The organism is Mucilaginibacter sp. OK283 (genome assembly GCF_900110415.1).
In the GTDB taxonomy this organism is placed as follows: domain Bacteria; phylum Bacteroidota; class Bacteroidia; order Sphingobacteriales; family Sphingobacteriaceae; genus Mucilaginibacter.
Map to the genome: position 1 here is coordinate 182,509 of NZ_FODR01000013.1, position 24,222 is coordinate 206,730.

Below are 24,222 nucleotides of genomic sequence, written 5' to 3' on the forward strand. Positions count from 1 at the left end.
AATTGTTTGATAGCTACAGATTTAAACACTAAAGTTGTTACAATTGGGTTCAGTGGCCTGATGTGTGAGGTCAGGGGTCTGTGTTCTGAGATCGGAAGTTCTCCAAGGTAAAAGTTCGGCCCGCACTACACGTCCTACAGACCACACACCACAGTCCTCAGACAACAGATCTCACAATTACCTGTTGCGCTCGCTTAGCCAGTGGAACTGCCGTTCGGCCAGCTGGAAGTGACGGTTTGTCCGTTTCAGTACTACATACAGGTTATCATTATGCAATTTGCCCAATAACTTTATGGTTGTGCTATCAGGCTGTTCATACCTGAAACTGGCCATCCATAAGCTGTCACCGGCCATTTTTTTTATTTTTAAAATATGTTTTGCCTCATCGGTAGTGTAGGCAAAATACCCCCGTTTATAGCGCTGCCTGAAGGCGGTGTCGGCAGTTTTGATACTGCCGGTGCCATTTTCTAAAATCAAGTCATGCCATCGTAAAGTATCTGCAATGGATAAAGGAACCTCCTTATTATTTACCGAGTAAATGAAAACTTCGTATACACCGTTTTTTAGCGACTGCTTAGCCGGTGCTGCATTTGTTTCGTGGTAGTATTGCCAGTTATTTATAATTTGCATAAAAACTGCCAGTATTATAAATATACATTTGAATACAATCCTACCACAGCGCATCCATTTTTTGGTGTATCTAAAATGATAGGCATCGGCAACTGGCGCCGGCTTATTGAGTACAAAAAAGTAATAAAGCCGACCTGCCTCGTTAGCCAGTAAAAACAAACTCACCAAAGTAAGTTCCATAGAAAATAGCTTAACCGGGATATCATAACTCAGGTTAAGCATCATTACATTACCAAATACGCCGGCCGCCATAAATACGCCGAAAGTTGCTGTACGGCGGTTTAGCAGCAGCAAGCCAACCAATGTTTCCATAACGCCCGAAAATACCTGGTAGGTTTTGGAGTAACCGATAAACATCCACGATAAACGCATGGGCAGCAAATCGCCAAGTGGCGTGGCCAATTGATGCAGATTTGGAAACGGCATTTGCAAGGCGTATATTTTAAGTATACCGTAGCTTAAGGCAAAAAAAGCAAGGTAATAACGGGCTGCCAGGCAAAGCCAGTAATTGAGATGGGTGTAGTTAACGCGCTTCCGGTCGAGCACCGACCATATAAGGCAGCCAATAACCGTTACACTTAACATCGCCCACAGTTGTGCCCATGCCCACGAGGTATCACCGCTGCCATTTGGCTGCACCAATACCTCACGAACATGAAAAAATAGCTTGTTAGATGTGGTTACAGCCCAATCGACAAAGGAATAGTAAAAAGACAATAACTTGCCAACTCCCGGGATTTCGGCCAGCCAGGCCAGCGGCGCTATCTGCAGGGTAAGGTAAATGAAAAAAAAGCGGAAGGCTATCAGCCTCCATATTGGCCATGGTGCATTGGTTTGGGTAGGTGTCATTTACAGGTAATAAGGTTGATGTGGTACTGAATTAAAAGCAAACACCAATATAAGTTATTTTTTGGTATTTGTATTTAATTGTAATATAAAGTGCTGGTTTTGAATTATTTTTAATAGCCTGTATCGCTGCGGATACTAAATTCGTATTAATACTAAAACTAATCATGAAATTGCTTGCTATCATCTTTTGTTTAGGGTTGCTATTTGCATCCTGTAAAAAGAATAACGAAACCCCGTATCAAAGTAATGGGGTTTTAACAGGCTACGACCTTCGTATGTGCCCTTCGCCTTTATGTGGTGGCTTACTGATCACCATTAAAAACGATACCGCAAAAAATCCACCTTCCTATTATCATATCAACTCCTCGCTGGCGCAATTGGGAATTAATGAAAATACCCGGTTCCCGATAAACGTTAATTTAAATTACAAAAAGGATACGGGCATTTTTGCTACATACAATTATATAGTTGTTACTCAAATAAAGGTGCTTAACTAATACAATGAAATATGAAACATTTGTTTTTTATTGTTTTTGCCCTATTGGTGCTTGCCGGGTGTAAAAAAGACAGTACCAAAATTTACGCGAGCCAGGGCACAATATTAGGCGTTGATAACCGGTATTGTATTAATTGCGGCGGCATTGAAATTGCCATTAAAAATGATACTACAAAAAATGCACCCGCTTTTTATAAGATAAACAGCAGTAAATCGGCTACGGTCAATCTTGGTTCGAACCCTAAGTTTCCAATTAACGTGACTCTGGACTGGAAACACGATGACGAGATATATGGCGGGAATTATATTATTGTTACCCGAATTAAGATATTAAATTAAGACGATATTGAAATTAAAAAAGCAAAACGTTATGGGTATGTATCAGCCTACGGTTTAAATTCAGCAATGACATGCTACAAATGGGCTGTTCCTTTGGCTTGCAGTTAATGTGCAATATCAAAAAATGTAATCCCTATGAGGTAAGAATTATTATTTATCAGGTTATAACCCGAAAATTATACAATTGCTACCTTGCAGCCCTGAATTTTAGACATGAAAAACATCTTCGATAATTTTATTCAAAAAAAGGGCTTGGTTGTTCTTGATGGGGCAATGGCAACTGAGCTGGAGGCGAGGGGTGCTGATCTTAACCATAGTTTATGGTCGGCAAAACTGTTAAACGAGAACCCGGAGCTGATTAAGCAGGTACACTATGATTATTTAATGGCAGGCGCCGATGTCATAACAACCGCCAGCTACCAGGCCAGCTTTGAAGGTTTTGCAAAGCACGGATATACAACCGAAGAAGCTATCGGCTTGATGCAGCTGAGCGTACAATTGGCTTTTGATGCGCGTGATGAGTTTATCAAAGCGTTCCCCGGCCGTGAAAGGCCATTGGTAGCTGCCTCGGTAGGGCCTTATGGGGCGTCATTGGCCGATGGATCAGAGTATCGGGGCAATTACGGTGTAGGCATTGAAGATTTGAAAGCGTTTCACCGCCGCCGGATGCAGGTATTAATAGAAACCGGGGCAGATGTACTGGCATGCGAAACCATTCCGTGTATAGATGAGGCCGTTGCGTTGCAGGAATTGTTAGCGGAGTTTCCCGGCGTACAAGCCTGGATCAGTTTCAGCTGTAAAGATGAAAGCCACCTGAGCAGCGGGGAAGATTTTGCCGATGCTGTAAAATTGTTAAATCAATCGGCACAGGTAGTAGCGGTTGGTGTTAACTGCACCGCGCCACAGCATATAGCTTCATTAGTAAAGATAGCGGCCACGAATACCAGTAAGTATATCCTGGTTTATCCAAACAAGGGCGAAGTTTGGGATGCTGTAAATAAATGTTGGTTGCCTGCCAGCACCGGTCATTCCCATTTTTATGACGGGGCAAAAAGCTGGTATTTGGCGGGCGCCAAAATTATTGGCGGCTGCTGTAAAACAACGCCTGAAGATATTTTGCAATTGCAGCAGTTGGGGTGAGGTGAAAGGTAAAAGGCGAACGGGTAAAAAGTTAGAGATGAAAGGGGGCCAGGGCAAACGCATCTAAATAGTTAACTGCGATAAGCTGTTGTTTAATAATAGCTAAGGGAATAAGCTTATAGCGTTGGGAAGATATAAGCATCAAACGATACCTTATTTTTATTTGGATACGCCTAAATTGCGAGATCAATTTAGTGTTAACCGTGCCAAAATACAAAATACTGATTATTAGATATTTATGTAAAAAAATATTCAAAATATGTTAAGTTATGTTAACCCAATTAGATGCGTTTGCCCTGGAAAAGGGGCTGAATAGTTATTGGAATGATAGTGCTGAATAAAACAATTGAGCTGCGGTTCCTATTATAATTGGGTGGATAACGATAATTTATTTTACGCTGGTATAAGCGGTTTGCAAATCCCAATCCCCAAACGCGATTTTCCGCCGGAATTGGGACATCTGAGCAGGTTAGGATTTTATGCTACTTTGTTCAACTCTATAGAGATTAACAGTTCGTTTTATAAACTACCTATTGGTAAAACCGTTGCCAAATGGGCTGCCGAAGTGCCCCATCACTTTAAGTTTACCTATAAATTGTGGCGCGAGATAACGCATAACAAAAACCTGGCTTTTAACCCCGAAGATGTGGAACGTTTTATGCAGGCAGTTGGCCAGGCAGGTGATAAAAAAGGTTGCCTGCTGGTACAGTTCCCGGCCAGTATACAGGTAAATAACCTGCATGCGCTTGAGCGGTTAATCAGCACAATCCGGCTAAACGACCCGGGCTGTGAATGGAAGGTGGCAGTTGAGTTCAGACACCGGAGTTGGTATCGTGACGATATATATGAACTGCTGGCGCGGTATAATATGGGCATGGTATTGCATGATATGCCGGCATCTGCAAGCCCGTTGATAACTGTTCATGATGATGTAGTTTACCTGCGGTTTCATGGCCCCGAAGGGGGATACCGCGGCAGCTATGCCGATGACTTTTTATATGAATATGCACAATATGTAAAAGAATGGCTGGCAGACGGCAAAACGGTTTATGCTTATTTTAACAACACTATGGGCAATGCCTTAAACAACCTCCAAATGTTGAACCGGTACGCCGGTTAGAATATTGCCTGCAAAAAACACTCCAGGCAAGCCGGTTAACGTACTTTTTTCAATTAGCATTAATATGCGCCCCTTGCATCAATTCTAACCTAAATCAATCCGTACAAAGCCCCCCCTTTTTCGCCCATTTTATCAACCAGCTTTTCAACTTCAGGGTCGCGCTCCAATGCCGGTGCATGGTGGGGTTTAATGCGTGCATCTATAATAAGCGGGCCGCTGCAGCCCCAGTGTTTGTGCTCGGTGAAGCTGCCTATACCATAAATATCGTGCGATGGGTTACTGCGTGTAAAGGTTACCCATACAAAGTTGTTGATATTGGCTGCTGCAAAGGCTGCGTCATCGCATAGTACCATGAGCGCCAGTCCGCCCAGTTCATCTTCTTCCTCTTTCAGCCGGTATTCAATAATGCTGATAACATTATCGATATCCTTATGATTCACATGCTTGGGCACTTCAACCATCAATACGCCTGGCATGGCCATTTTAATATTGGTTATCGGGCGGGGCAAATCAAACCAGGATGGTAGCTCTGCCCAAAGTTCGCGCTTAATATCGCCGGCTACGGTTATGGCTACTTTACTACCGGTGTTCAGTCCGTCGCCGCTGTAATCAAGGGTATCAATGGTGGTGCGGGTATAAAAGTGCAGGTCGCGGGTAAAATCAACGCGTTGCAGTATATGATGTAAAAATGCCGCAATATTATTTACATCCAGGCTCGGGTCATCTTCCTGAGCAGCTATTAGCAAATATTTTGCAAGGCTTAGCTGGCTTTTACCTAAAATGTGGTTGGCGATGGTTAGTATCTCCTGTGGTTTTCGTTCTTTAATGTAGGGCGTATAACGCTCGCTGCCGATTGCAAATAATAATGGGTGAACGCCTGCCGCATCAACGGCGTTAACGGCGTGCAGGCCCGGTATCTCCTTCGGGATGGCTGCCCCGCTTATCTCGTGGATCAATGCGCCGAAACTGGTATCCTCCTGCGGCGGCCGCCCTACCACCGTGAACGACCAGATGGCATCCTTGCGATGATATACGTTATGCACTTTTAACAAAGGAAAATCATGGGCGAGGCTGTAATAACCCAGGTGATCGCCAAAAGGGCCTTCTGGTTTATTTTCCATTGGCATCACAGTGCCGGTTATCACAAAATCGGCATCCGAGGAAATGCAAAAACCCTCATCATCATAAAAATAGCGGAAACGACGGTTACCCAGGGCGCCTGCAAAGGTCATTTCAGATAAGCCTTCGGGCAGCGGCATAACGGCAGCCACCGGGTGGCTTGGCGGGCCGCCAACAAAAATGCTCACTTTTAAAGGCTGGCCTTTTGCATTGGCTTTGGTTTGATGTACCCCAATACCACGATGTAGCTGGTAGTGTAAGCCTATCTCTTTATTCAAAATATAATCGTTACCGGCCAATTGTATGCGGTACATGCCCAGGTTTGCATTCATGATGCCGGGTTTATCGGCATCTTCGGTGTATACCTGTGGCATGGTTACAAAAGGCCCGCCATCCATAGGCCAGTTTACTATCTGCGGGATATCGCTGATGTTACATTTGCCAAAGTTTACGGGGGCGCCCCTTCCACTACCTTTCATGGGCAATGCCGATAAGGCTGTAAGCGCTACATTGGCATATTTAAAAGGATTTTTAATAGCCTTAATAGGATCCTTTTTTAGTTCGACGAGTGTTTTGATCTTCTCCAGCGTATCCCGGAAGATAAATTTAGACCGCTCCAGCGTACCAAATAAATTAGATACTGCCGGAAACTTACTCCCCTTTACATTTTCGAAAAGTATGGCCGGCCCCTGGTTTTCAAATACCCGCAAGTGGATAGCCGCCATCTGTAAATGAGGATCCACTTCCTCCTTAATCCGCACCAAATGACCATGTTTTTCCAGGTCGGCAATACAAGCCTGTAAACTCTTATAACCCATGGGGCGAAATTAGTCATTAGTCATTGGTCATTAGTCATTGGTGCCTATATTTTTGCAGATTGTCATTGGTCATTGAGGATATTTTTGCCAATGAATTTGATGTAGGCGTTTAGTTTTAGGTGGATAAGTTCTAATTGTTTCATTAGTAATTGATAGTGCTCTTCCTCAATCAATTTTCTGCTTTTATCCTTCTGTAGCCCTGTTTTGGTTTCCAGGATAGACCCAAGACTGAAATAGCAGAAGTTTTTGTTTTCCTTGTAGTGAAATCGCCCGAATCCCTCAGAAATATTGGCGGCAATAGAATCAGCTGACCTTACCAACTGTTTACCAATGGCGTCTTTCGCCAAATAATCCCATTTTATAACCAGCTCCCATATTTGTTCGCCAAATATTTGAGATAAATTATAAATTTCTAAATCTTCTAAACGATTACCCATAAATTCAAGTTACCTTAATGACTAATGACCAACAGTCATCTTAAACGCGGCATCAGCTTCGTCTGCCTTTTTCAGGTCTCCTAAGTAGCTCCAGCGCAGGCCGACGATGTATTTTTGCATAGCTTGGTTTATTTGGTCAACCGTTACGTTTTCGATGGCTTTGGGCAGGTCTTCAGCAAGTTGCCAGCCGCCCAAAATTTCGGCAATGCCCAGGCTGCCGGTTATGGAGGCGGTGCTTTGTTGCTTGATATAGTTGGTGGTAATAAAGCTGCTTTTTATGCGCTTAAGTCCCTCCGGGCTTAAGCCGTAGCTTAATACTTTATTCAGTTGCTCGTTCATAGCTGTTACGGCTTCTTTTGGGCTGGTTGTACTCACGTACATTAAAGCATAAGGCATATGCTGCATTACAGAATACGTACCGGGATCATATGACAGATTAAGCTTGGTACGTAACTCGCTGAATAACGATCCACCCAGCGCCGAAATACCTACACGATAAGCCACATAATCGGGGCTATTAAATGTTGGGCCATTCATGATAGCATCTATGTAGTTGGTTTGCAGGTTGCGGTCTTCCTTAACCACCTTGTAATCGTTCCAGGCCGGTTCGTGTAAGGCAACAGGTGTGTATGGTGCAGATGGGATGTTGGCAAATGATGCCTTTATTTTGGCAATGAGCACCTCTTTGCTGATTTTACCGGCCACTACAATAAACATCCTGTTTTTGTTGAAGATGGAGCCATAATAGTTTTTAAGATCGGACGCTGTTAATTTGCTCAGGATCTCCTCGGTGCCATCAGGGTCGGTGGCATAAGGCGTGCCTTCGAAGGCATTTTGCAAAACCAGTTGCTCTGCACGCTTATCCGGGTTTGATTGATCTTCGCGCATTTTGGCTACTATTTTACTCCGCAATAATTCCACTTCGCCTGCTTCAAAAACAGGGTTTACAACCGATTCGGTAAATAAGTCCCAGCCCTCGTTAAAATATTTGGTGATGCACTGCATCTGGATATTACCATAATCGTATTCGCCTTCCGACGCTACGTCAATGCCGTAAACATCGGCCCTGTCGCGATATACGTTGCCCGTATATTTTTTGGTGCCGCACTCGGTAGTAGCCTCCAGTGCAAATTTTTCAATACCTGCCTGGCTGGCCGGGTAATTGGTTACGCCGCCCCGGTAAAACATGCGCACGTTGATAATATCTTTTAGTGTAGGCTTAAAAATTACCTTTATCCCGTCCACATCAAACGACGTTGTTTCTGACTGGGCCATAACAGACAGGCTTCCACAGATAAAAAAAAACGTTACAAATATTTTCTTCATTAGAATATAGGTTTTATATCATTTGTCAATTGTCATCATCGAAAGCAATTGAAATTCTTAGGACTTTAAACTTCGGACTTAAATCAGTTCGATGCGTTGAAAAAAGTTTTAGGGTTTACCTGTGCAGCCAGTTGAGGGTTGATGAGCATGCCGGCGCAGTAGGGCTTGTTTTTTATGTACTTGCGCACATAGCTTTGCAAATCGGCCCGGGTTACCTGGTTTAACCTGGTGTTGTAAGTGGTATAATAGTCCAAGGATGCTGATGACCACCAGAACGATAAAACCTGAACAAAGTCCGACGCGACTTCTTCTTCCTGCACCTTTAAGATGCCCAGTTTTTGTTTAGATGTGGTAATTTGCTCATCGGTTACATAATCAGCTTTATCCATCAATTCCAGTTGTCGTTTTATTTCGGCCATGCACTCCTTAATTTTATCAGGATTGGGTACCACAAACAAGGTGATAGGCCCAACATGGCTTAATGTTAAATAACTGATGCTTACATCAAGCGCCAGCCCCGATTGTACCAGCGCCTTTTTGAGCGTTGACGAGTTTTGGTTTAAAATATAACTGAATACATCTGCCGCGTAGGTTGACTGTACATCGTTGCGGGTATCTGGCCCCTGCCAGTCAATCATAATAAAGGGCACGTTGCTCAGCGCCGATTCTACCATAAAATAATCGGGTTTTACCAATGGTTTAAACTCCGGTATAGGCCACTTTTTAAAGGGATCAAACTTTGATGGTTTCCAGCTGCCATAAATGGCTTCCACCTTTTTAAAAACATCCTGGTGCTCCACATCGCCGGCAACGGTTAACAGGGAATTGTTTGGATAATAATATTTATTTTTGATAGAGTCCATCAAATCGGGCGTAGCCGAACGGATGACATCATGGTTGCCAATAGCATTTTTGCGGCTGTACAAATTGCCCCACATATGATGGTCCATAGCATCGCTCAAAGCAAATGTCGGGCTCGATTCCTGGCGTTGAAACTCGCCATCAACAACAATATTTTCCCTCGCCATCTCTTCGGCGTTAAAAGAGGGATAACGGATGGCCGAATTCATAAAATCTAACCCCTGGTTCAGGTTAAACTTGGGCAGGGTAAAATAATAGTTCACATTTTCATACGTTGTCGATCCGTTAAACTGCATGCCCAGTTCGCTTACACGGTCTAAAAAATCTTCCTGGTTTTTATAATCTTTATTGGCTTTAAAAAACATGTGCTCATATAAGTGGCTTAGCCCGTTAAATTTTGGAGTTTCGGTATAGGAGCCATTTTTAGTAGTTATCATGATGGTGGCCAGGGGCACGCTATTATCTTCAACAACCAATACATCCAATCCATTGGGGAGTTTTTTTAAAAACATGTTGGCCGGTAGTTTTATTTGGGCAACAAGCAGCATTGGGAACAGCGCAGATAAAATTGTAAACAGGCAGGCTTTTTTGTTCATGTATTTAATTTTAAAGGGCTTAAAATAGCAAAACAAATTAATCGGGATTGTATTATCTATGTTATTTATCAAAATATAATATAGTTCACTGGTTCTGATTAGTTGATTGGTTCACTGGCTCATTAGTTCATTGGTGTCGCTTCTATTTTCGAGTTGGCTTATTCAGTTCAATTGCAAAGGAGTAGCCGATGCAAAAGATCAATGAACACGTGAACCAATGAACCAAAAAGAAGCATCTTATCTAAAAAAGTTATTATTACTTTCGTAGTCCAATATCGCTGCAAACTATGTCGGTAATTGTACTAACGCTTATTATACTTATCGGCTCCTATTTTGCGGGATTGCTGGGCTCATTAACCGGTTTGGGTGGAGGAGTGGTTATTATTCCATTGCTTACCTTGCTTTTGAAGGTAGATATTCATTACGCTATCGGCGCATCGCTGGTATCTGTAATTGCAACATCGTCGGGTTCGGCAGCTGCTTATGTTAAAGAGGGCATTACCAACATCAGGCTGGGCATGTTTTTGGAGATAGCTACAACTGCCGGCGCTATGGTAGGCGCACTTATAGCGGTTTATATTCCTACCCATTTCATCGCCATTTTGTTTGGGGTTATCCTTATCCTATCGGCCATCATGTCGTTAAAGAAAAAGGTGGAATCCATAAACCAGGAGCCCAGCGTACTGGCCGAAAAACTGAAGCTGAACAGTACCTACCCAACTGCCGGTGGTTCGGTAGCCTATAAAGTAAAAAATGTAGGCGGTGGGTTTTTTATGATGATGTTTGCAGGCACAATTTCGGGGCTGTTAGGCATAGGGTCGGGTGCGTTAAAAGTACTGGCTATGGATACCATTATGCGTATCCCCTTTAAAGTATCAACCACAACAAGTAATTTTATGATAGGGGTTACCGCTGCAGCAAGCGCGGTGGTTTACCTGCAACGCGGATATATTGACCCCGGATTATCCATGCCAGTGGCTATAGGCGTTTTATTAGGTGCGATAAGTGGCTCAAAAATATTGGTACATACCAGCTCATCCGGCTGGCTGCGTTGGGTATTTGCGGTAGTGGTAACCTTTTTAGCGTCGCAAATGATATATAACGGATTTACGCATAAGATTTAGTCATTTCGCTGCGCTGTCATTGGTCATTGATGCAAAAAAATCGCAGTTAATTGTTTGATCTGCGGATCTTTTTTACTTAAGACTTTAGACCCCGGACTTCAAACTTATAAAGTCGATCCCTGTTTCTTTCCTTCGGTGGCTTCGCCCCCTGTAGCTACATTGCCTCCCCTACCCTTCGGGTCAAAGGCGCGGAATTTAATTTCGCCTCCTTTATAATCAACAGGACCTGTGTATATTTTGCTGTTGGCATCGGGGTCTTTACCGTTGGTGGTGTATCGGATAGTTAAGCCTGGAAATTCGATATTGCTTGAATATTTACCATCCTGCAGGCTAATGCCTGGCTTAGGTACCCGGTAATTATAGCCCCCATTGTAGTAACTTAAGCGAGGTAGCTCCCGTTTGCCTAACACATTTAAAAATGTCGACCATGCTAATTCATATTCCTGTTTTGCTTTTATGGGGTCTTTTTCGGTAGCCCAGGCCGGGTCTGCCGCCCATGCCCGTTCGGCCAGGCCAAACAGGCGGGGGAATATCATGTAATCCATACGCTCGGGACCTTTAACTGTTTCGGCCCATAGTGCGCCTTGCAAACCAATGATATTGGTTTTACCATAATCGGTAAGGCGCTGCTTACCTAAAAATATGTTTTGGTTTATGGGCGCGCCGTTTTTGTCAACATCGGCATTTTTAAAGTAGTCATATGGGATAAAGGAGTAAAATTTATCGATTCCCAAAAACGCGCCCCAGTAATAGCCCGGCTCATCAAATGATTTGTAGTTGGCCATATCAAAGTACAAGTTGGTAACACAGGTAAGCACCACTTTATAACCGCCATTGGCCAGCTTGTAGGCCAGGTCTTCCTGCCCGCCGCCTAAAACGTTGTTCCATACATCGGCCTGCAAATGCTCGCCGGTAAAATCGGGATTGGGCACATAGGTGTCGTTACCGTCTATCTTTGTTTTGCGCAGGGCCATTTCTTCCCATCCCGCCAGGTGAATACCTTTTGTTTTTAATATCTGGTTTACCCGGCCGTAAAAATAATACCATAAATCGCCGGTATTTTGAATTTCGGGGTGGCTGGCCTTTAAAGTTAGGTAGGCCGGCGATTTTTCCCAAACATGAGGCGGCACTTCATCGCCGCCAAAGTGAATACCAGGCAATGGCGCACCGGCTTCTTTGTAAATGGTTATCAAATCATCAACAACCCTTTCAACAAAAGTATATGTTGACGGCAGCGATACGTTAATCACATTATCATTCCAATATTGTACAGACCGGTATTCAGATTTATCGTCCAAATCGCGCAGCAAATATTTGGTGGCTTCGTCTTTTTTCCCTTCGGCAACCAACCGGTCATAACGGGCATCCATGGCTTTGATAGATGCACGGGCATGGCCGGGTGTTTCAATTTCGGGGATTACGATGATGTGCCTATCGGTAGCGTATTTTAATATTTCGATGTACTCCGCCTTAGTATAAAAACCCGAGCCGTATGGATTATTTACATCGGGTCCCGAACCGTGGGATGCAGGCAGATGATTTTTGCTATCCAGCGTATGCCCGCGTTTTGAACCAACTGAAGTAAGTTCAGGTAACGATGGGATTTCAATTCTCCAGCCCTCGTCATCCGTTAAGTGAAGGTGCAAAACATTAAGCTTATAAAGGCTCATGGCCTCAATCAGTTTAATAACTTGTTTCTGGGTCTGGAAATTACGGGCCACATCCAGCATTACGGCGCGGTGGGCAAAGCGGGGAGCATCCTTTACATCTACACAAGGAATTTTGATGCTCTTTTCGGCTTTAGCCCATGCAGCGGGCGAAACCAGGTTTGTTAAGGATTGGATGCCATAAAAAGCACCGGCAGCCGTAGAAGCGTTAATGACAACACCCTGCGCATTTACCTTAAGTTCGTATCCTTCAGGAGCAATACCCTCAACTTTTTTTAATGTGATACCAGCACCCGATGTGCTGGCCAAAATAGCTAATGGCCTGCCCAATACCTTACTAAAGCCGTTTGCCAGGTAAGCTGCTTCCCTGGCAAAGGCTCCATCGGCAGCAACCGGCGTTTTTCCGTCGATTATAAACGTACCACCGGTTTCGGTATAGCTTACCGGCGTAGGCAATATTTTAGGCAACTGATCGGCGCGAATATCGGTAACCGTTTTGTTCCTGTCGTAAACAATTTCGGGGGTTACCAGGCCGGCGTAGCTTGGTTTGTACGGCTTGATATCAAAAGAACCAATGCTGTAGCCTTTTTCGGGTTGTTCATCCCAAACCATGTATATGCCTTCAGGAGCATCGGTAATGTTTACTACGGGGTCTTCGTTTACGTATTCTATCCGGGCCGATTCGCCTGGTTTCAAATCTTTAAAGCTCCCGGTTGGGGTAATACTGTATAAATCGCCGTTTACCTGGTTTATTTTAGCGTTGCCGCTTACCGCATTCTCGGTAAAACCACGGCCCGAGTTAAAGTAAAACTTCCACCCGCCCGCCGGCAAAACATTTTTACCGTTATTGGTAATTACCAGTGCGGTTAACGCTTCATTTTTATTCTGATAATTGTTATCCATAACCTCCCAGCTGATGCGCAGATCGGCGGCATTAAATTTTACAGCATCGGTAGTTTTGAAGGCTGTACTTATAAAAAATGCTGCAAACAGCGTCAGGATAAAGATTTTGCGCATAGTTGGGTTATGTTAGATAATAATGGGCAGCTAAATATAAGGAACTTTTTAAATAATTTTAATAAGTTGAGATATTATTATCGCTGTATTTTTCAAAATCGTTGCAAACTGTGTGCTGTGTGTACCGGTACGAGGTGATACACCCTGGTACGAGGTGAAACGCCCTGGCACGGGGTGAAACACCTTGGTACGGCCTGAAACACCCTGGTACAGGGTGAAACGCCCTGGTACACCCTGAAACACCCTGGGACGGTACGCCTTGATGACCAAACCATTCATTAAAAAAGCGCGACAACTTTAAATTAAATTCCGCGGGTTATAGGCTAAACTTAATCCATCCCTCACCCTCATACCCAAAAGCAAATTGTTTAGGACGGATGATTTCGGCCAGAATTTCTATAGAGTCAACTATACGTGGGCCGGGGCGGTTAAAGTACTGGTTACCATCTGCTATGTACAACTGATTGTTTTTTACAGCCTTTAACTCGGCAAAGCCGGGCAACTGCATCAAAACGTCAATCTCCTTTAACGTACGCTCTATCGAAAAACCGCAAGGCATCACTACTATAATTTCGGGGTTCTGTAGCCGGATATCGTCCCAGCTTACGTAGGGCGAGTGTTTACCGTTCTGTGCCAGTACAGGCGTACCGCCGGCAATGCTAACAAGACCGGGCACCCAGTTGCCCGATACCATCACGGGTTCAAGCCATTCGATACAGGCCACAGTAGGTTTGCTTTCGGCAAATTTCAATTTGTGTTTAACAATGTCAACCCGCTCGTTCAACAGCTCCAATAGTTCGGCACCGGCTTGTGGCACGCCCATGGCATCGGCTATAGTGGCGATATCGTTAAAAATATCATCAAGACTATTGGGGCGTAAAGAAACTATCCTGGCTTTTTTATCAAGGTAATTATCCAATGCCAGTTCAACATCGGCCAATGATACCGCACAAACCTCGCACTGATCCTGCGTAATTACTACATCAGGGATCAATTGTTTAATCACTTCGCGTTTAACGGTGTAAACAGATAAAGCATCGGCCAGCAACTCCTTCACCTTTACATCAATAGCGGCACTGCTTAACCCATCAGGAAAATTAGCTTCGGTACAAACCGGCAGCTGTTTTACAAATTCGGGATAATCGCACTCATGCGATCGGCCCACCAGGTTATCCTGAAGCCCCAGGGCACATATTATTTCGGTAGCAGACGGAAGCAGGGATACTATTTTATCAGTTGGCATTATTTCGGATGTGCAAATTATAGATGTGCAAATATGCAGATTATGTCTGAATCAGAATTTTTCTCAGTTATTTATTTTGGAGTGTGCTCAAGAGCGCTGCGCGGTTTTCAGAATTATTGAATTTACAGGATTCTGTTCATTTTTAAATTCTGAAAATTCTGATCAACATCTGCACATCTATAATTTGCACATCTGCACATCTACTCCCTATCTTTGCGCCAATGATATTCCTTACCTTTTTTATCGGGCTTATAGCCAATTTTATTGGTTACATCCCGCCCGGTAACATCAACCTGGCACTTTTGCAACTTACTATAAACCGCGGCATGAAAGAGGCCATGCGCTTTATTATAGCTTTTTCGTGTGTAGAATTTTTCTTTACTTACTTTATTATGCACGCTGCCGACTGGTTATCAAGCCAGATGCATTTAAGCGTAATTATAGATTGGGTAATGGTTGTTTTATTTACCGTGATGGGGACAATTACCTGGGCTAATCGCAAAAAACCGCCAGAACCCCGCAAGTCAGAACATGATAGTATTAAGTACGGCATTTTACTGGGTTTTTTAAACCCGGTGCAGGTGCCGTTTTGGATGATAACCGGCACCTACCTTATTACGCACGAATGGATCCTAACCGGTAAAGTTGCTTTGGTGATATTTAGTATTGGCTCGGCAGCCGGCGCTTTTTTATGCCTCTTTTTATATGCAGAGTTTGCCCGGTACATGCAAAGCAAATTTGCCCTTAGCAACCGGTTAATCAATACGGGCATAGCCATACTATTTTTCGCATTTGCTGCTTATCATATTGTGAAACAGGTTTATCTGACTTTTTTTAAGCACTAAGCTACCTAATGTGCAGATATGCAGATTCCAGGTGTGCAGATGATTGTTTGATTTATTAGTCCCGGCAAAGCAACTGCGCCGATACAATTTCAAATCGCTAATGGGGATTTTTAAATTCGGCCGACATCGTTGGAGAGTTGTATTCGCCCACGATACCTCCGATTTTCCTGTCATCTATTAGCTTGTGCATGACCGATATAAAAGTTCGCCAATAGATGCTTCGTTCCTACCCATGACAAGTTTCATTTTCTGTCTTCCTGAGCGGTAGCGAAGGATCTATTGTACGCCATGCATACCGCCAGCAAAGTTTGTTAATAGATACTTCGTACCTCAGCATGACAGTCGTTTATTTTTTGATTGTCATTCTCCCTTCAGAATTTCGCGAAATTTTACAACTCAGCATGACAGTTTTTTATTTTTGAATATTATTTCCCTTCAGAATCAGCGGATTTTAAGCCCGCGATGACGAGGATATTAAAGCAAAAGGCCTCAAATCGAGGCCCTTCACTTTAATACTTAAAAATCTGCACATCTGAAATCTGCATATCTGCACATCTACAAATTACGCTATCTCCAGCTTATTCTCTTTATAATGTCCTGCTTTTAGTTTTTCGCCCATTTCGCTGTAAGCGTTTAGGGTGCGCTCCACATCTTCGAGCGAGTGTGCGGCAGTTGGGATAAGCCTTAATAATATTAATCCTTTAGGGATAACCGGGTAGATCACTATAGAGCAGAAGATGCCGTAGTTTTCGCGCAGGTCGCGGGTTAGGCTGGTGGCCTCGTAAAGGTTTCCCTCTAAAAATACCGGAGTAACCATGGTATTGGTAACGCCCAGGTTGAAGCCGCGCTCTTTTAAACCCTTTTGTAAGGTTGACGAGATGAGCCACAGTTTTTCACGCAGTTCCGGTTGCGACACTAACAATTCAAAGCGTTTTTTTAAACCCAATACCATCGGCATCGGCAAAGCCTTGGCAAATGTTTGCGAACGCATATTGTAACGTAAAAAGTGTACTATCTGCTCATCAGCAGCAACAAAAGCGCCTATACCCGCCATTGATTTGGCAAACGTAGCAAAGTATACATCTACACCTTCAACAACATCCTGCTCCTCATGTGTGCCTGCGCCGGTTTTGCCCATGGTACCAAAACCGTGTGCATCATCAACTAATAAACGGAAATTGAAATCTTTTTTAAGATCTACAATCTCTTTCAATTTACCCTGCGCACCCGACATACCAAAAACACCTTCGGTAATCAGTAATATACCACCACCGGTTTGTTCGGTTAATTTGGTAGCACGCTCCAGTTGTTTTCTGCAACTTTCAATATCATTATGCTGGTAAACAAAACGTTTGCCCATGTGCAAACGAACGCCGTCAATAATGCAGGCATGCGATTCGGCATCATAAACAATAACATCGTTCCTGTCAACCAGGGTATCTATAATGGATACCATTCCCTGGTAACCATAGTTTAATAAAAAAGCGGCTTCTTTACCTACAAACGCGGCCAGGTTATTCTCCAGTTCTTCGTGATGAATGGAGTTTCCCGACATCATACGGGCCCCCATAGGGTAGGCCATACCGTAATCAGCAGCTGCTTTGGCGTCGGCTTCCCTTACTTCGGGATGGTTGGCCAGGCCAAGGTAGTTATTAAGGCTCCAAACCAAATGCTCTTTCCCATTGAACTGCATATGCGGCCCAATTTCCCCCTCCAGTTTGGGAAATGAAAAATAACCATGTGACCATTTTTGGTGCTGGCCCAGCGGCCCGCCCAAGCTTTTTGTTATTTTATCAAATAAATCCAAAATAATTTACCGTTAATCGTGAATAATATGCAAATATAGCTGTAAAGAAGCCTTGCCACAATAGCTATAACTTTTTAGAATAGCTTATAACCCGCGGAAGAGTATCAAGTATCAAGTAGTAAGTAGCAAGTAGCAAGACTTTTGATGGCAGTACGAACCCTGTCCTACTCTAACACAAAAGCCGCTAATAAGAATGATTAATTACTTATAACGGCTTTGCGCTTTTTTATCTTGCTACTTGATACTTACTACTTGATACTAATCAGCATTATCATGCAAAAACGAGTTATTTCTCCTTATCTCGGTGTTGCCTTCGTTATCGGGCATCAGGCTGAAACGGGAGATGGCGCTTTCGTCAGATTTTGGGGTATCCTGCAGCGCAACTTCTTTGCGTTTGTAAGCAGGTACATTTTCCAGCTCCTGGATGTTGCCTGTACGTAGTTTCATGCTCAAATCTTTAAGGCGCATGATACGCTCGCGCGATTTTTTCAGCTGTTCCTCTATCGATTCGTTTGTTTTATTATCATCAGCGCCCGCAAGGGCTACCGGCTCCGGCTCAGGGACGGGAGTTGGCACAGGCTCGGGCTTGCGGGCTTCCTGTACTGGCGCACTGTACGTTTCGGGTTCACTCATTTTAAAAGTGAAGCCAGCCATATCCTGCTCGTTTTCTTCTTCCTGCTCCTCTTCGTGCAGATTAAACTTAACTACATCGTCGTCCCTTTTCTCGGTGGCTCCAAACATATCAAACAAACCGGTTTGCTTAGGCTCCTCTTTGTGTTTAATATATGGCTGAGCAGGTGTGTTGGCTTTAACCGGGTTTATAAATTCATTTACAGGTTTCACCAACGGTGCGTTTTCGGGTACCAGCATCGATACTATTTTTTTGTTGCTGATCTCTTTTTCGCGCTCGTCTTTGGTTTGGAAACCGGTTGCTATTATAGTTACTGATAGCTTATCTTCCAGGTTTTCGTCAACGCAGTTACCCCAAATCAGGTCGGCAGCCAAACCGGCCTCTTCCTGTATGTAATCGGTAATAATGCTCACTTCATCCATGGTAACCTCTTTAAGGCCCGAGCTGATGTTAAGCAAAATGTAACGGGCACCTTCTATCTCGTTATCTTTTAATAATGGCGAAGCTAACGCGCCTTCAACAGCCTTTAAGGCACGGCCTTCGCCTTCGGCGCTGCTGCTGCCCATGATACATACGCCACTATCTTTCATTACGGTGCGCACATCTTTAAAGTCGACGTTGATATAGCCTGGTAAGGTTATAATCTCGGCGATGCCTTTGGCAGCTGTGGTTAATATATCATCGGCCTGCCCAAAAGCCGAGCTCATGGTAAGGTTACCAAAAATCTGGCGCAACCTGTCGTTCGAGATCACCAGGAACGAATCGACATATTTACGCAGTTCTTCCATCCCGGCATCGGCCTGCATTTTGCGGCGTTTACCTTCAAAAGAGAATGGCGTAGTTATAATGCCTACGGTTAATATGTCCATTTCGCGGGCAGCTTTGGCTATAATAGGGCTTGCACCGGTACCGGTGCCGCCACCCATACCTGCGGTAATAAACAACATTTTGGTGTTAACGCCCAGCATTTGTTTTATATCGTCGATATTTTCTATTGCAGAGTTTTTTCCCACCTCAGGTATCGAACCGGCCCCCATACCTTCGGTAAGGCTGGCGCCCAATTGTACCTTGTTTGGTATAGGGCTAAGTTCCAGCGCCTGGGCATCGGTGTTACAAATTATAAAGTCGACACCGGTAATTCCCTGCCTGTACATATGGTTTACGGCGTTACCACCGCCACCGCCAACACCAATTACTTTGATGATTGACGATTTTTCTTTTAACATCTCAAACTGCATAATCTTCGTTTTCAGCTATATGTGATTTTACCAACATTTAGATTTAACCATCGTAATAATAGTACTTTTTCCACAAGAGTTTTCCACAAATGTCTACAATGTGGAAAATCTTAACTATTGTGTATAATTATTTCAAAAAGTCTTCATCGTTTATATCATCCTTAATAAAGGTGATGCTTTTCTTTAACAACCTGTCAAATAAACCACCCTCTTTTCCTTTACCCTCAAACTTGGTTTTTTGGGCTTTTTCAACCGGCACATCTACACTCATGTACTCCGTTTTCTGGATACCTTTTATCAAAAGGCCTATACCGGTTGCAAACGTTGGGCTTTGCAGCTCTTCGTAAATGTTTTTTGGCAGCACTTCATTCTTGGCCAAATGCTCGGTTGGGTAACCCACGCGGCAATCTAAACCGGTAACAAACTCTACCAATTGGCGCAGGTGTTTAAGCTGCGCGCCACCACCTGTAATTACTATGCCGGCAATCAGCTTTTTCTCGTAGCCAGATGATTTTATTTCGTAGTACACGTGCTCCACAATTTCTTCCATGCGGGCCTGTATTACGTAAGCCAGGTTTTTAACGCTTATCTCTTTGGGCTCGCGGCCGCGTAAACCGGGTACACAAACAATCTCGTTTTCTTTGTTCTCATCAGCCAGGGCCGATCCAAACCTTACCTTCAACTGCTCGGCTATGTTGCGCATTACAGAGCAGCCTTCGCGTATATCTTCGGTTACACTGTTACCCCCAAAAGGGATAACGGCAGTATGGCGGATTATGCCTTCATGAAAAATGGCCACATCGGTAGTACCACCGCCAATATCAACCAAAACAACACCAGCTTCTTTTTCCTCTTCGCTCAAAACAGATTCAGAAGATGCCAATGGCTCCAGTATCAGGTCCTGGCTATCCAGGTTGGCCTTATTAACGCATTTTACAATATTTTTAATAGCCGTAACCTGGCCGGATATGATGTGGAAGTTGGCTTCCAAACGTACGCCTGCCATGCCAATAGGGTCTTTAATCCCAGGCTCGTTATCAACCGTAAACTCCTGCGGCAACACATGAATAATATCCTCGCCCGGAGGCATTACCAGGTTGTACATGTCCTCGATCAGTTTGTCGATATCCTTGCGGCTTATCTCCGACTGCAAATCGCGGCGGGTTATTAAGCCGCGGTGCTGCAAGCTTTTAATATGCTGACCGGCAATACCTACAAATACCACCTTGATATCAACATTTGATTGCGCACCGGCAATATCAACCGCCTGGGTAATACCCTGTACGGTTTTATCTATATTTGAAACCATCCCACGGGTTACGCCCGCAGATTCTGCTTTACCAATTCCTAATACCTCAATCTTTCCATTCTTGCTCCTGCGACCAACGATGACGCATATTTTAGTAGTCCCGATATCCAATCCTACTACAATTGGTGAACTTTTTTCTTGTGTTGAGCTTTTGTCCATATTACATTTTTATTTGAGATGTATCCTTTTTCATTTTAAGCGAATCCAGCTTTAATGCCTTCATTTTGGCCGAATCTGCTTTTGTCAGTTGGTTTTTTACACCAATTACCTGGTTGGTGTATTTAATATTAATGGTGCGGTACTTATCCCACCCCACGTGCGGCAACACCTGTTTATAAAAGGCTTGCAGGTTCCTTAGTTTTACATTTAGCGAGTCGGCATTACCTATTAAAATCCGCTGGCTCCCTACCCTTGGTATCAATTCAATCTCGCGGTCGGTATTCACATATATCTGCGCTATCTGGGCATCCCATAATGAATCCCGGCGGATAAAATCGGCCGTTTTATATAAATCCTTTGCCAGCTGGGTATGCAATGAATCAACGTGATTGGTAAACAACTCGTCGATATAACCATTGGCAACCAATACCCTTGCGGTAAAGTTTGACGACAGCGGAATTTTTAAGCCATGCTGATCGATATAAAAATCCATATCATAATGGTTCATTACCCTTAAAATTGGCTGGCGCTGGCTCACCTCAACCATCAGCACCCCATCCATTTCGGTGTATACTTTTGCAAACTCAATAAATGGATTTGCCCTTAGTTTGTTTTCCAGGTCCTGGATATTAATATTTTCCAGCTTTTGCCCTACCAGCGTATGGCTGTTGGCTTGCAATATCTGGTCAACCTCCTGTTTATCTATAAAATACTGGTTGCCCGGAATGTTTACTTTTACCGCGGTGCAAACCACCGATGCTTTTTTCGATTCGATAAAACCCATAAGCACCACAAGGCTACCCAGGCAAATTATCCAGGCAAATCCTATTAAAAGGCGCTTCCAAATGAGTTTTTTATCCATGCTGCATTATCTCTTTTAATGGATGTACCAGTGTATCTATATCACCTGCGCCTACTGTTAGCAGCAGTTCGGGTTTTTCATTTTTAACCGCATCTAATGCACCTTGCTTGCTTAGTATACGTTTGTTGACCAGCGACATTTTGTTAAGCAGCATATTTGAAGTAACCCCTTCAATAGGCAGCTCGCGGGCCGGGTAAATATCCAGCAGTATCAGCTCATCAACCATGCTCAGCACCTCAGCAAAACCATCGGCAAAATCGCGGGTGCGGGTGTACAGGTGAGGCTGAAAAATGGCGGTCAGCTTTTTATTAGGGTATAACCTTTTTACCGATGATATACAGGCCCGCAATTCTTCGGGATGATGCGCGTAATCATCAATATAAATATGCCCTGGTGTTTTCACTATGTATTCAAACCGGCGTTTAACACCGCGGAATGATCCAAGCGCATCTTTAATGGATTCGGCCGGGATATCCAGTCTTAAAACAGCCTCGATAGCAGCTACAGCGTTTTCGATATTGTGCGTACCTGCTATACCCATTTTTATGCCGGGGATACTGATTTCGGCATTGATAAAATCAAAATAAAAGTCGCCACCCTCAATACGGATGTTTGCTGCATGTGCATCGGCAGTCGCATCTTCCAGGGCATAAGTATAGCCGGTATCTAAAGGCAAACCTTTTTTGTGTACCAGTGTACCGCCGCTTTTTATCTGCGATGCAAATAGCTTAAACGATTCTGTTAAATGTTCATGATCGCCATAAATATCCAAATGATCGGCATCCATGGATGTGATGATGGCTACATCGGGGAACAGTGTTAAAAACGACCGGTCGTACTCATCAGCCTCCACCACCATTACATTGTTTTTGCCATACAGCACATTGGTTTGATAGTTGGATGATATACCACCCAAAAATGCCGAACAATCATTACCCGATGCCTTTAGCAAATGCGCCACCATGGTTGACGTAGTGGTTTTGCCGTGCGTACCGGCAACTGCTATGGTGAATGAGCTTTTGCTGATGAGACCTAAAACCTGCGAGCGTTTAAAAAGCTCAAATCCTTTATTTTTAAAATAGTTAAGCACAGCCGAATCCTTAGGGATGGCTGGCGTATAAATAACCAGTGTATCTGCAGATGGTTCCTGGAAGCTGATTGGGATACAATCGGCGTTATCCTCAAAACAAATCTGGATACCCTCATTGTGTAAATCGTTGGTTAGGTCGGTAACTGTTTTATCGTAACCGCAAACAATACAACCCAAATGCTGGAAATAGCGGGCCAGGCCGCTCATCCCGATGCCGCCTATGCCCACCAGGTAAACCCTTTGTATGTCGCGTAATTCCATTTTAATGTTTTTAAAAAAGGTCCTCCCCTTTTTGGGAGAAGGAGGACCATAACTTTAATTGTTATTTTATTATTTGTAAAAGCTCTTTAGCTATCACTTCATCGGCATTTGGCATAGCCATTTTACCTATGTTAGTGCTTAACTTTTTTTGCAATGATTTGTCGTTCAATAATTCAATCGCTCTATCCACCAACTTCGCTTCGGCATCTCTATCGGCTACAAAAATGGCAGCGTCTTCCTGCACCAGTGCCAGCGCGTTTTTTGTCTGGTGGTCTTCGGCCACATTTGGCGATGGCACCAGGATAACGGGCTTTTTCACCACACATAATTCGGCAATGGTGCCCGCCCCTGCTCTTGATATAATAACATCGGCAGCGGCATAAGCCAAATCCATCCGGGTTAAAAATTCCCTTATCTTCACATCCGGGTGATAATCTTCGCCCAGTTTTTCGATGATCGTTTTATAGTAAAACTTGCCGGTTTGCCAGATGATTTGCACATCGGCAGCTATCAGCTTATCCAAACCAGCCATAATGCTGTTATTCAGGGTTCGCGCACCAAGGCTGCCACCGGTTATCAGTATAGTTTTTTTAAACGTTGATAACTTGTACAACTCCAAAGCCTGCATGTGCTTACCGGCTATATTTACCGAATCTTTACGGATAGGGTTACCGGTTTTGATGATTTTACCGGCAGGAAAAAACTGCTCCATATTATCAAAAGCCACACAAATTTTTTGCGCTCCCTTGCCAAGCCATTTATTGGTGATACCCGCGTAGGAATTTTGTTCCTGTATAAGGTATGGTATTTTTTTCATCGACGCCGCGTACAACAACGGCCCCGAGGCATAGCCTCCAACACCAACAGCAGCATCTGGTTTAAAATCCTTTATAATTTGCAACGCCTTGCGCACGCTGCCTACCAGTTTAACCGGGAACATCACATTTTTCCAGATAGAATCGCGCTGAATGCCGCGGATATCTAACCCGATAATTTTATACCCTGCAGCGGGCACCTTTTCCATCTCCATCCGACCAAGGGCTCCCACAAACAGGATCTCGGTTTTAGGGTCGATAGCCTTCAAAGCATTGGCAATAGCAATAGCCGGGAAGATGTGTCCTCCTGTTCCGCCACCGCTTATGATAATGCGCGGCGAAGCCCCCCCCGCCCCCTGAAGGGGGTGCTTTTGATTGGCATCTTTTGCTTTTATGCTATTATCTCTCATCTTTTAAACTCTT

General features: G+C 43.9%; 19 protein-coding genes. 6 read left to right on the forward strand and 13 right to left on the reverse strand.

The window, feature by feature from the left end; translation table 11 throughout:
- Positions 1–177 precede the first annotated feature (177 nt).
- Positions 178–1,479 (reverse strand): hypothetical protein, encoded by a 1,302-nt coding sequence (locus tag BMX56_RS24865; protein WP_090652401.1) that lies wholly within the window; start codon positions 1,477–1,479, stop codon positions 178–180.
- 164 nt (positions 1,480–1,643) lie between these two features.
- On the opposite strand from BMX56_RS24865, the gene BMX56_RS24870 reads away from it, so the two are divergent.
- The 4 genes from BMX56_RS24870 (at position 1,644) to BMX56_RS24885 (ending at position 4,574) form a co-directional block, all read left to right on the forward strand.
- Positions 1,644–1,976 carry a hypothetical protein gene (locus tag BMX56_RS24870; protein ID WP_090652402.1) on the forward strand — a complete coding sequence of 111 codons (333 nt, stop codon included), beginning with the start codon at positions 1,644–1,646 and terminating at the stop codon, positions 1,974–1,976.
- Positions 1,977–1,987: 11 nt separating this feature from the next.
- Positions 1,988–2,314, forward strand: coding sequence for a hypothetical protein (locus BMX56_RS24875; RefSeq protein ID WP_090652403.1), 327 nt, complete (start codon positions 1,988–1,990; stop codon positions 2,312–2,314).
- 213 nt (positions 2,315–2,527) lie between these two features.
- The gene (mmuM, locus tag BMX56_RS24880) at positions 2,528–3,454 is read left to right on the forward strand and encodes a homocysteine S-methyltransferase (protein ID WP_090652404.1); all 927 of its coding nucleotides are present in this window, start codon (positions 2,528–2,530) and stop codon (positions 3,452–3,454) included.
- A 373-nt stretch (positions 3,455–3,827) separates the two neighbouring features.
- Entirely contained in the window at positions 3,828–4,574 is a 747-nt protein-coding gene (locus BMX56_RS24885) for a DUF72 domain-containing protein (protein ID WP_090652456.1), read from the forward strand.
- 89 nt (positions 4,575–4,663) lie between these two features.
- On the opposite strand, the gene BMX56_RS24890 is transcribed toward BMX56_RS24885, so the two are convergent.
- The 4 genes from BMX56_RS24890 to BMX56_RS24905 all read right to left on the reverse strand — a co-directional run bounded on the left by BMX56_RS24890 (position 4,664) and on the right by BMX56_RS24905 (position 9,731).
- Positions 4,664–6,511: a UbiD family decarboxylase gene (locus BMX56_RS24890; protein ID WP_090652405.1), complete on the reverse strand. Its 1,848-nt coding sequence runs from the start codon at positions 6,509–6,511 to the stop codon at positions 4,664–4,666.
- Positions 6,512–6,573: 62 nt separating this feature from the next.
- Positions 6,574–6,948, reverse strand: a complete 375-nt coding sequence (locus BMX56_RS24895; RefSeq protein ID WP_090652406.1) for a four helix bundle protein — start codon at positions 6,946–6,948, stop codon at positions 6,574–6,576.
- 21 nt (positions 6,949–6,969) lie between these two features.
- Complete coding sequence (locus BMX56_RS24900) at positions 6,970–8,274, reverse strand: M16 family metallopeptidase (RefSeq protein WP_090652407.1); 1,305 nt, start codon at positions 8,272–8,274, stop codon at positions 6,970–6,972.
- Positions 8,275–8,357: 83 nt separating this feature from the next.
- Positions 8,358–9,731 carry a M16 family metallopeptidase gene (locus BMX56_RS24905; RefSeq protein WP_090652408.1) on the reverse strand — a complete coding sequence of 458 codons (1,374 nt, stop codon included), beginning with the start codon at positions 9,729–9,731 and terminating at the stop codon, positions 8,358–8,360.
- A gap of 287 nt (positions 9,732–10,018) precedes the next feature.
- Between BMX56_RS24905 and BMX56_RS24910 the strand changes: the two genes are divergently transcribed.
- Positions 10,019–10,855 (forward strand): sulfite exporter TauE/SafE family protein, encoded by an 837-nt coding sequence (locus BMX56_RS24910; RefSeq protein ID WP_090652409.1) that lies wholly within the window; start codon positions 10,019–10,021, stop codon positions 10,853–10,855.
- A gap of 104 nt (positions 10,856–10,959) precedes the next feature.
- On the opposite strand, the gene BMX56_RS24915 is transcribed toward BMX56_RS24910, so the two are convergent.
- Both BMX56_RS24915 and BMX56_RS24925 read right to left on the reverse strand, forming a co-directional pair.
- Positions 10,960–13,539: a family 20 glycosylhydrolase gene (locus tag BMX56_RS24915; RefSeq protein ID WP_090652410.1), complete on the reverse strand. Its 2,580-nt coding sequence runs from the start codon at positions 13,537–13,539 to the stop codon at positions 10,960–10,962.
- Between the two features lie 316 nt (positions 13,540–13,855).
- Complete coding sequence (locus BMX56_RS24925; RefSeq protein ID WP_090652412.1) at positions 13,856–14,782, reverse strand: cobalamin-binding protein; 927 nt, start codon at positions 14,780–14,782, stop codon at positions 13,856–13,858.
- 221 nt (positions 14,783–15,003) lie between these two features.
- On the opposite strand from BMX56_RS24925, the gene BMX56_RS24930 reads away from it, so the two are divergent.
- Positions 15,004–15,627, forward strand: a complete 624-nt coding sequence (locus BMX56_RS24930) for a LysE family transporter (RefSeq protein ID WP_090652413.1) — start codon at positions 15,004–15,006, stop codon at positions 15,625–15,627.
- A 562-nt stretch (positions 15,628–16,189) separates the two neighbouring features.
- Here BMX56_RS24930 and BMX56_RS24935 read toward each other — a convergent pair.
- From BMX56_RS24935 to murG, 6 genes are all read right to left on the reverse strand, one after another.
- Positions 16,190–17,434, reverse strand: a complete 1,245-nt coding sequence (locus BMX56_RS24935; protein WP_090652414.1) for an aminotransferase class I/II-fold pyridoxal phosphate-dependent enzyme — start codon at positions 17,432–17,434, stop codon at positions 16,190–16,192.
- A 258-nt stretch (positions 17,435–17,692) separates the two neighbouring features.
- Positions 17,693–19,303: a cell division protein FtsZ gene (gene ftsZ, locus BMX56_RS24940; protein WP_090652415.1), complete on the reverse strand. Its 1,611-nt coding sequence runs from the start codon at positions 19,301–19,303 to the stop codon at positions 17,693–17,695.
- 127 nt (positions 19,304–19,430) lie between these two features.
- Positions 19,431–20,771: a cell division protein FtsA gene (gene ftsA, locus BMX56_RS24945; RefSeq protein ID WP_090652416.1), complete on the reverse strand. Its 1,341-nt coding sequence runs from the start codon at positions 20,769–20,771 to the stop codon at positions 19,431–19,433.
- 1 nt (position 20,772) lies between these two features.
- Positions 20,773–21,633 (reverse strand): cell division protein FtsQ/DivIB, encoded by an 861-nt coding sequence (locus tag BMX56_RS24950; RefSeq protein ID WP_090652417.1) that lies wholly within the window; start codon positions 21,631–21,633, stop codon positions 20,773–20,775.
- The gene (gene murC / locus BMX56_RS24955; RefSeq protein ID WP_090652418.1) at positions 21,626–22,984 is read right to left on the reverse strand and encodes a UDP-N-acetylmuramate--L-alanine ligase; all 1,359 of its coding nucleotides are present in this window, start codon (positions 22,982–22,984) and stop codon (positions 21,626–21,628) included. Before murC ends, BMX56_RS24950 begins: the two co-directional genes overlap by 8 nt.
- Positions 22,985–23,045: 61 nt before the next feature.
- The gene (gene murG, locus BMX56_RS24960; protein WP_090652419.1) at positions 23,046–24,209 is read right to left on the reverse strand and encodes an undecaprenyldiphospho-muramoylpentapeptide beta-N-acetylglucosaminyltransferase; all 1,164 of its coding nucleotides are present in this window, start codon (positions 24,207–24,209) and stop codon (positions 23,046–23,048) included.
- Positions 24,210–24,222: the final 13 nt, after the last annotated feature.

Excerpts from the sequence above, each read along its gene's own strand:
- ftsA (WP_090652416.1), bottom strand. The coding sequence starts at position 20,771 with ATGGACAAAAGCTCAACACAAGAAAAAAGTTCACCAATTGTAGTAGGA.
- BMX56_RS24895 (WP_090652406.1), bottom strand. The coding sequence starts at position 6,948 with ATGGGTAATCGTTTAGAAGATTTAGAAATTTATAATTTATCTCAAATA.
- BMX56_RS24910 (WP_090652409.1), top strand. The coding sequence starts at position 10,019 with ATGTCGGTAATTGTACTAACGCTTATTATACTTATCGGCTCCTATTTT.
- murC (WP_090652418.1), bottom strand. The coding sequence starts at position 22,984 with ATGGAATTACGCGACATACAAAGGGTTTACCTGGTGGGCATAGGCGGC.
- BMX56_RS24905 (WP_090652408.1), bottom strand. The coding sequence starts at position 9,731 with ATGAACAAAAAAGCCTGCCTGTTTACAATTTTATCTGCGCTGTTCCCA.
- BMX56_RS24950 (WP_090652417.1), bottom strand. The coding sequence starts at position 21,633 with ATGGATAAAAAACTCATTTGGAAGCGCCTTTTAATAGGATTTGCCTGG.
- mmuM (WP_090652404.1), top strand. The coding sequence starts at position 2,528 with ATGAAAAACATCTTCGATAATTTTATTCAAAAAAAGGGCTTGGTTGTT.
- BMX56_RS24915 (WP_090652410.1), bottom strand. The coding sequence starts at position 13,539 with ATGCGCAAAATCTTTATCCTGACGCTGTTTGCAGCATTTTTTATAAGT.
- BMX56_RS24930 (WP_090652413.1), top strand. The coding sequence starts at position 15,004 with ATGATATTCCTTACCTTTTTTATCGGGCTTATAGCCAATTTTATTGGT.
- murG (WP_090652419.1), bottom strand. The coding sequence starts at position 24,209 with ATGAGAGATAATAGCATAAAAGCAAAAGATGCCAATCAAAAGCACCCC.
- BMX56_RS24865 (WP_090652401.1), bottom strand. The coding sequence starts at position 1,479 with ATGACACCTACCCAAACCAATGCACCATGGCCAATATGGAGGCTGATA.
- BMX56_RS24925 (WP_090652412.1), bottom strand. The coding sequence starts at position 14,782 with ATGCCAACTGATAAAATAGTATCCCTGCTTCCGTCTGCTACCGAAATA.
- ftsZ (WP_090652415.1), bottom strand. The coding sequence starts at position 19,303 with ATGCAGTTTGAGATGTTAAAAGAAAAATCGTCAATCATCAAAGTAATT.
- BMX56_RS24900 (WP_090652407.1), bottom strand. The coding sequence starts at position 8,274 with ATGAAGAAAATATTTGTAACGTTTTTTTTTATCTGTGGAAGCCTGTCT.
- BMX56_RS24875 (WP_090652403.1), top strand. The coding sequence starts at position 1,988 with ATGAAACATTTGTTTTTTATTGTTTTTGCCCTATTGGTGCTTGCCGGG.
- BMX56_RS24870 (WP_090652402.1), top strand. The coding sequence starts at position 1,644 with ATGAAATTGCTTGCTATCATCTTTTGTTTAGGGTTGCTATTTGCATCC.
- BMX56_RS24890 (WP_090652405.1), bottom strand. The coding sequence starts at position 6,511 with ATGGGTTATAAGAGTTTACAGGCTTGTATTGCCGACCTGGAAAAACAT.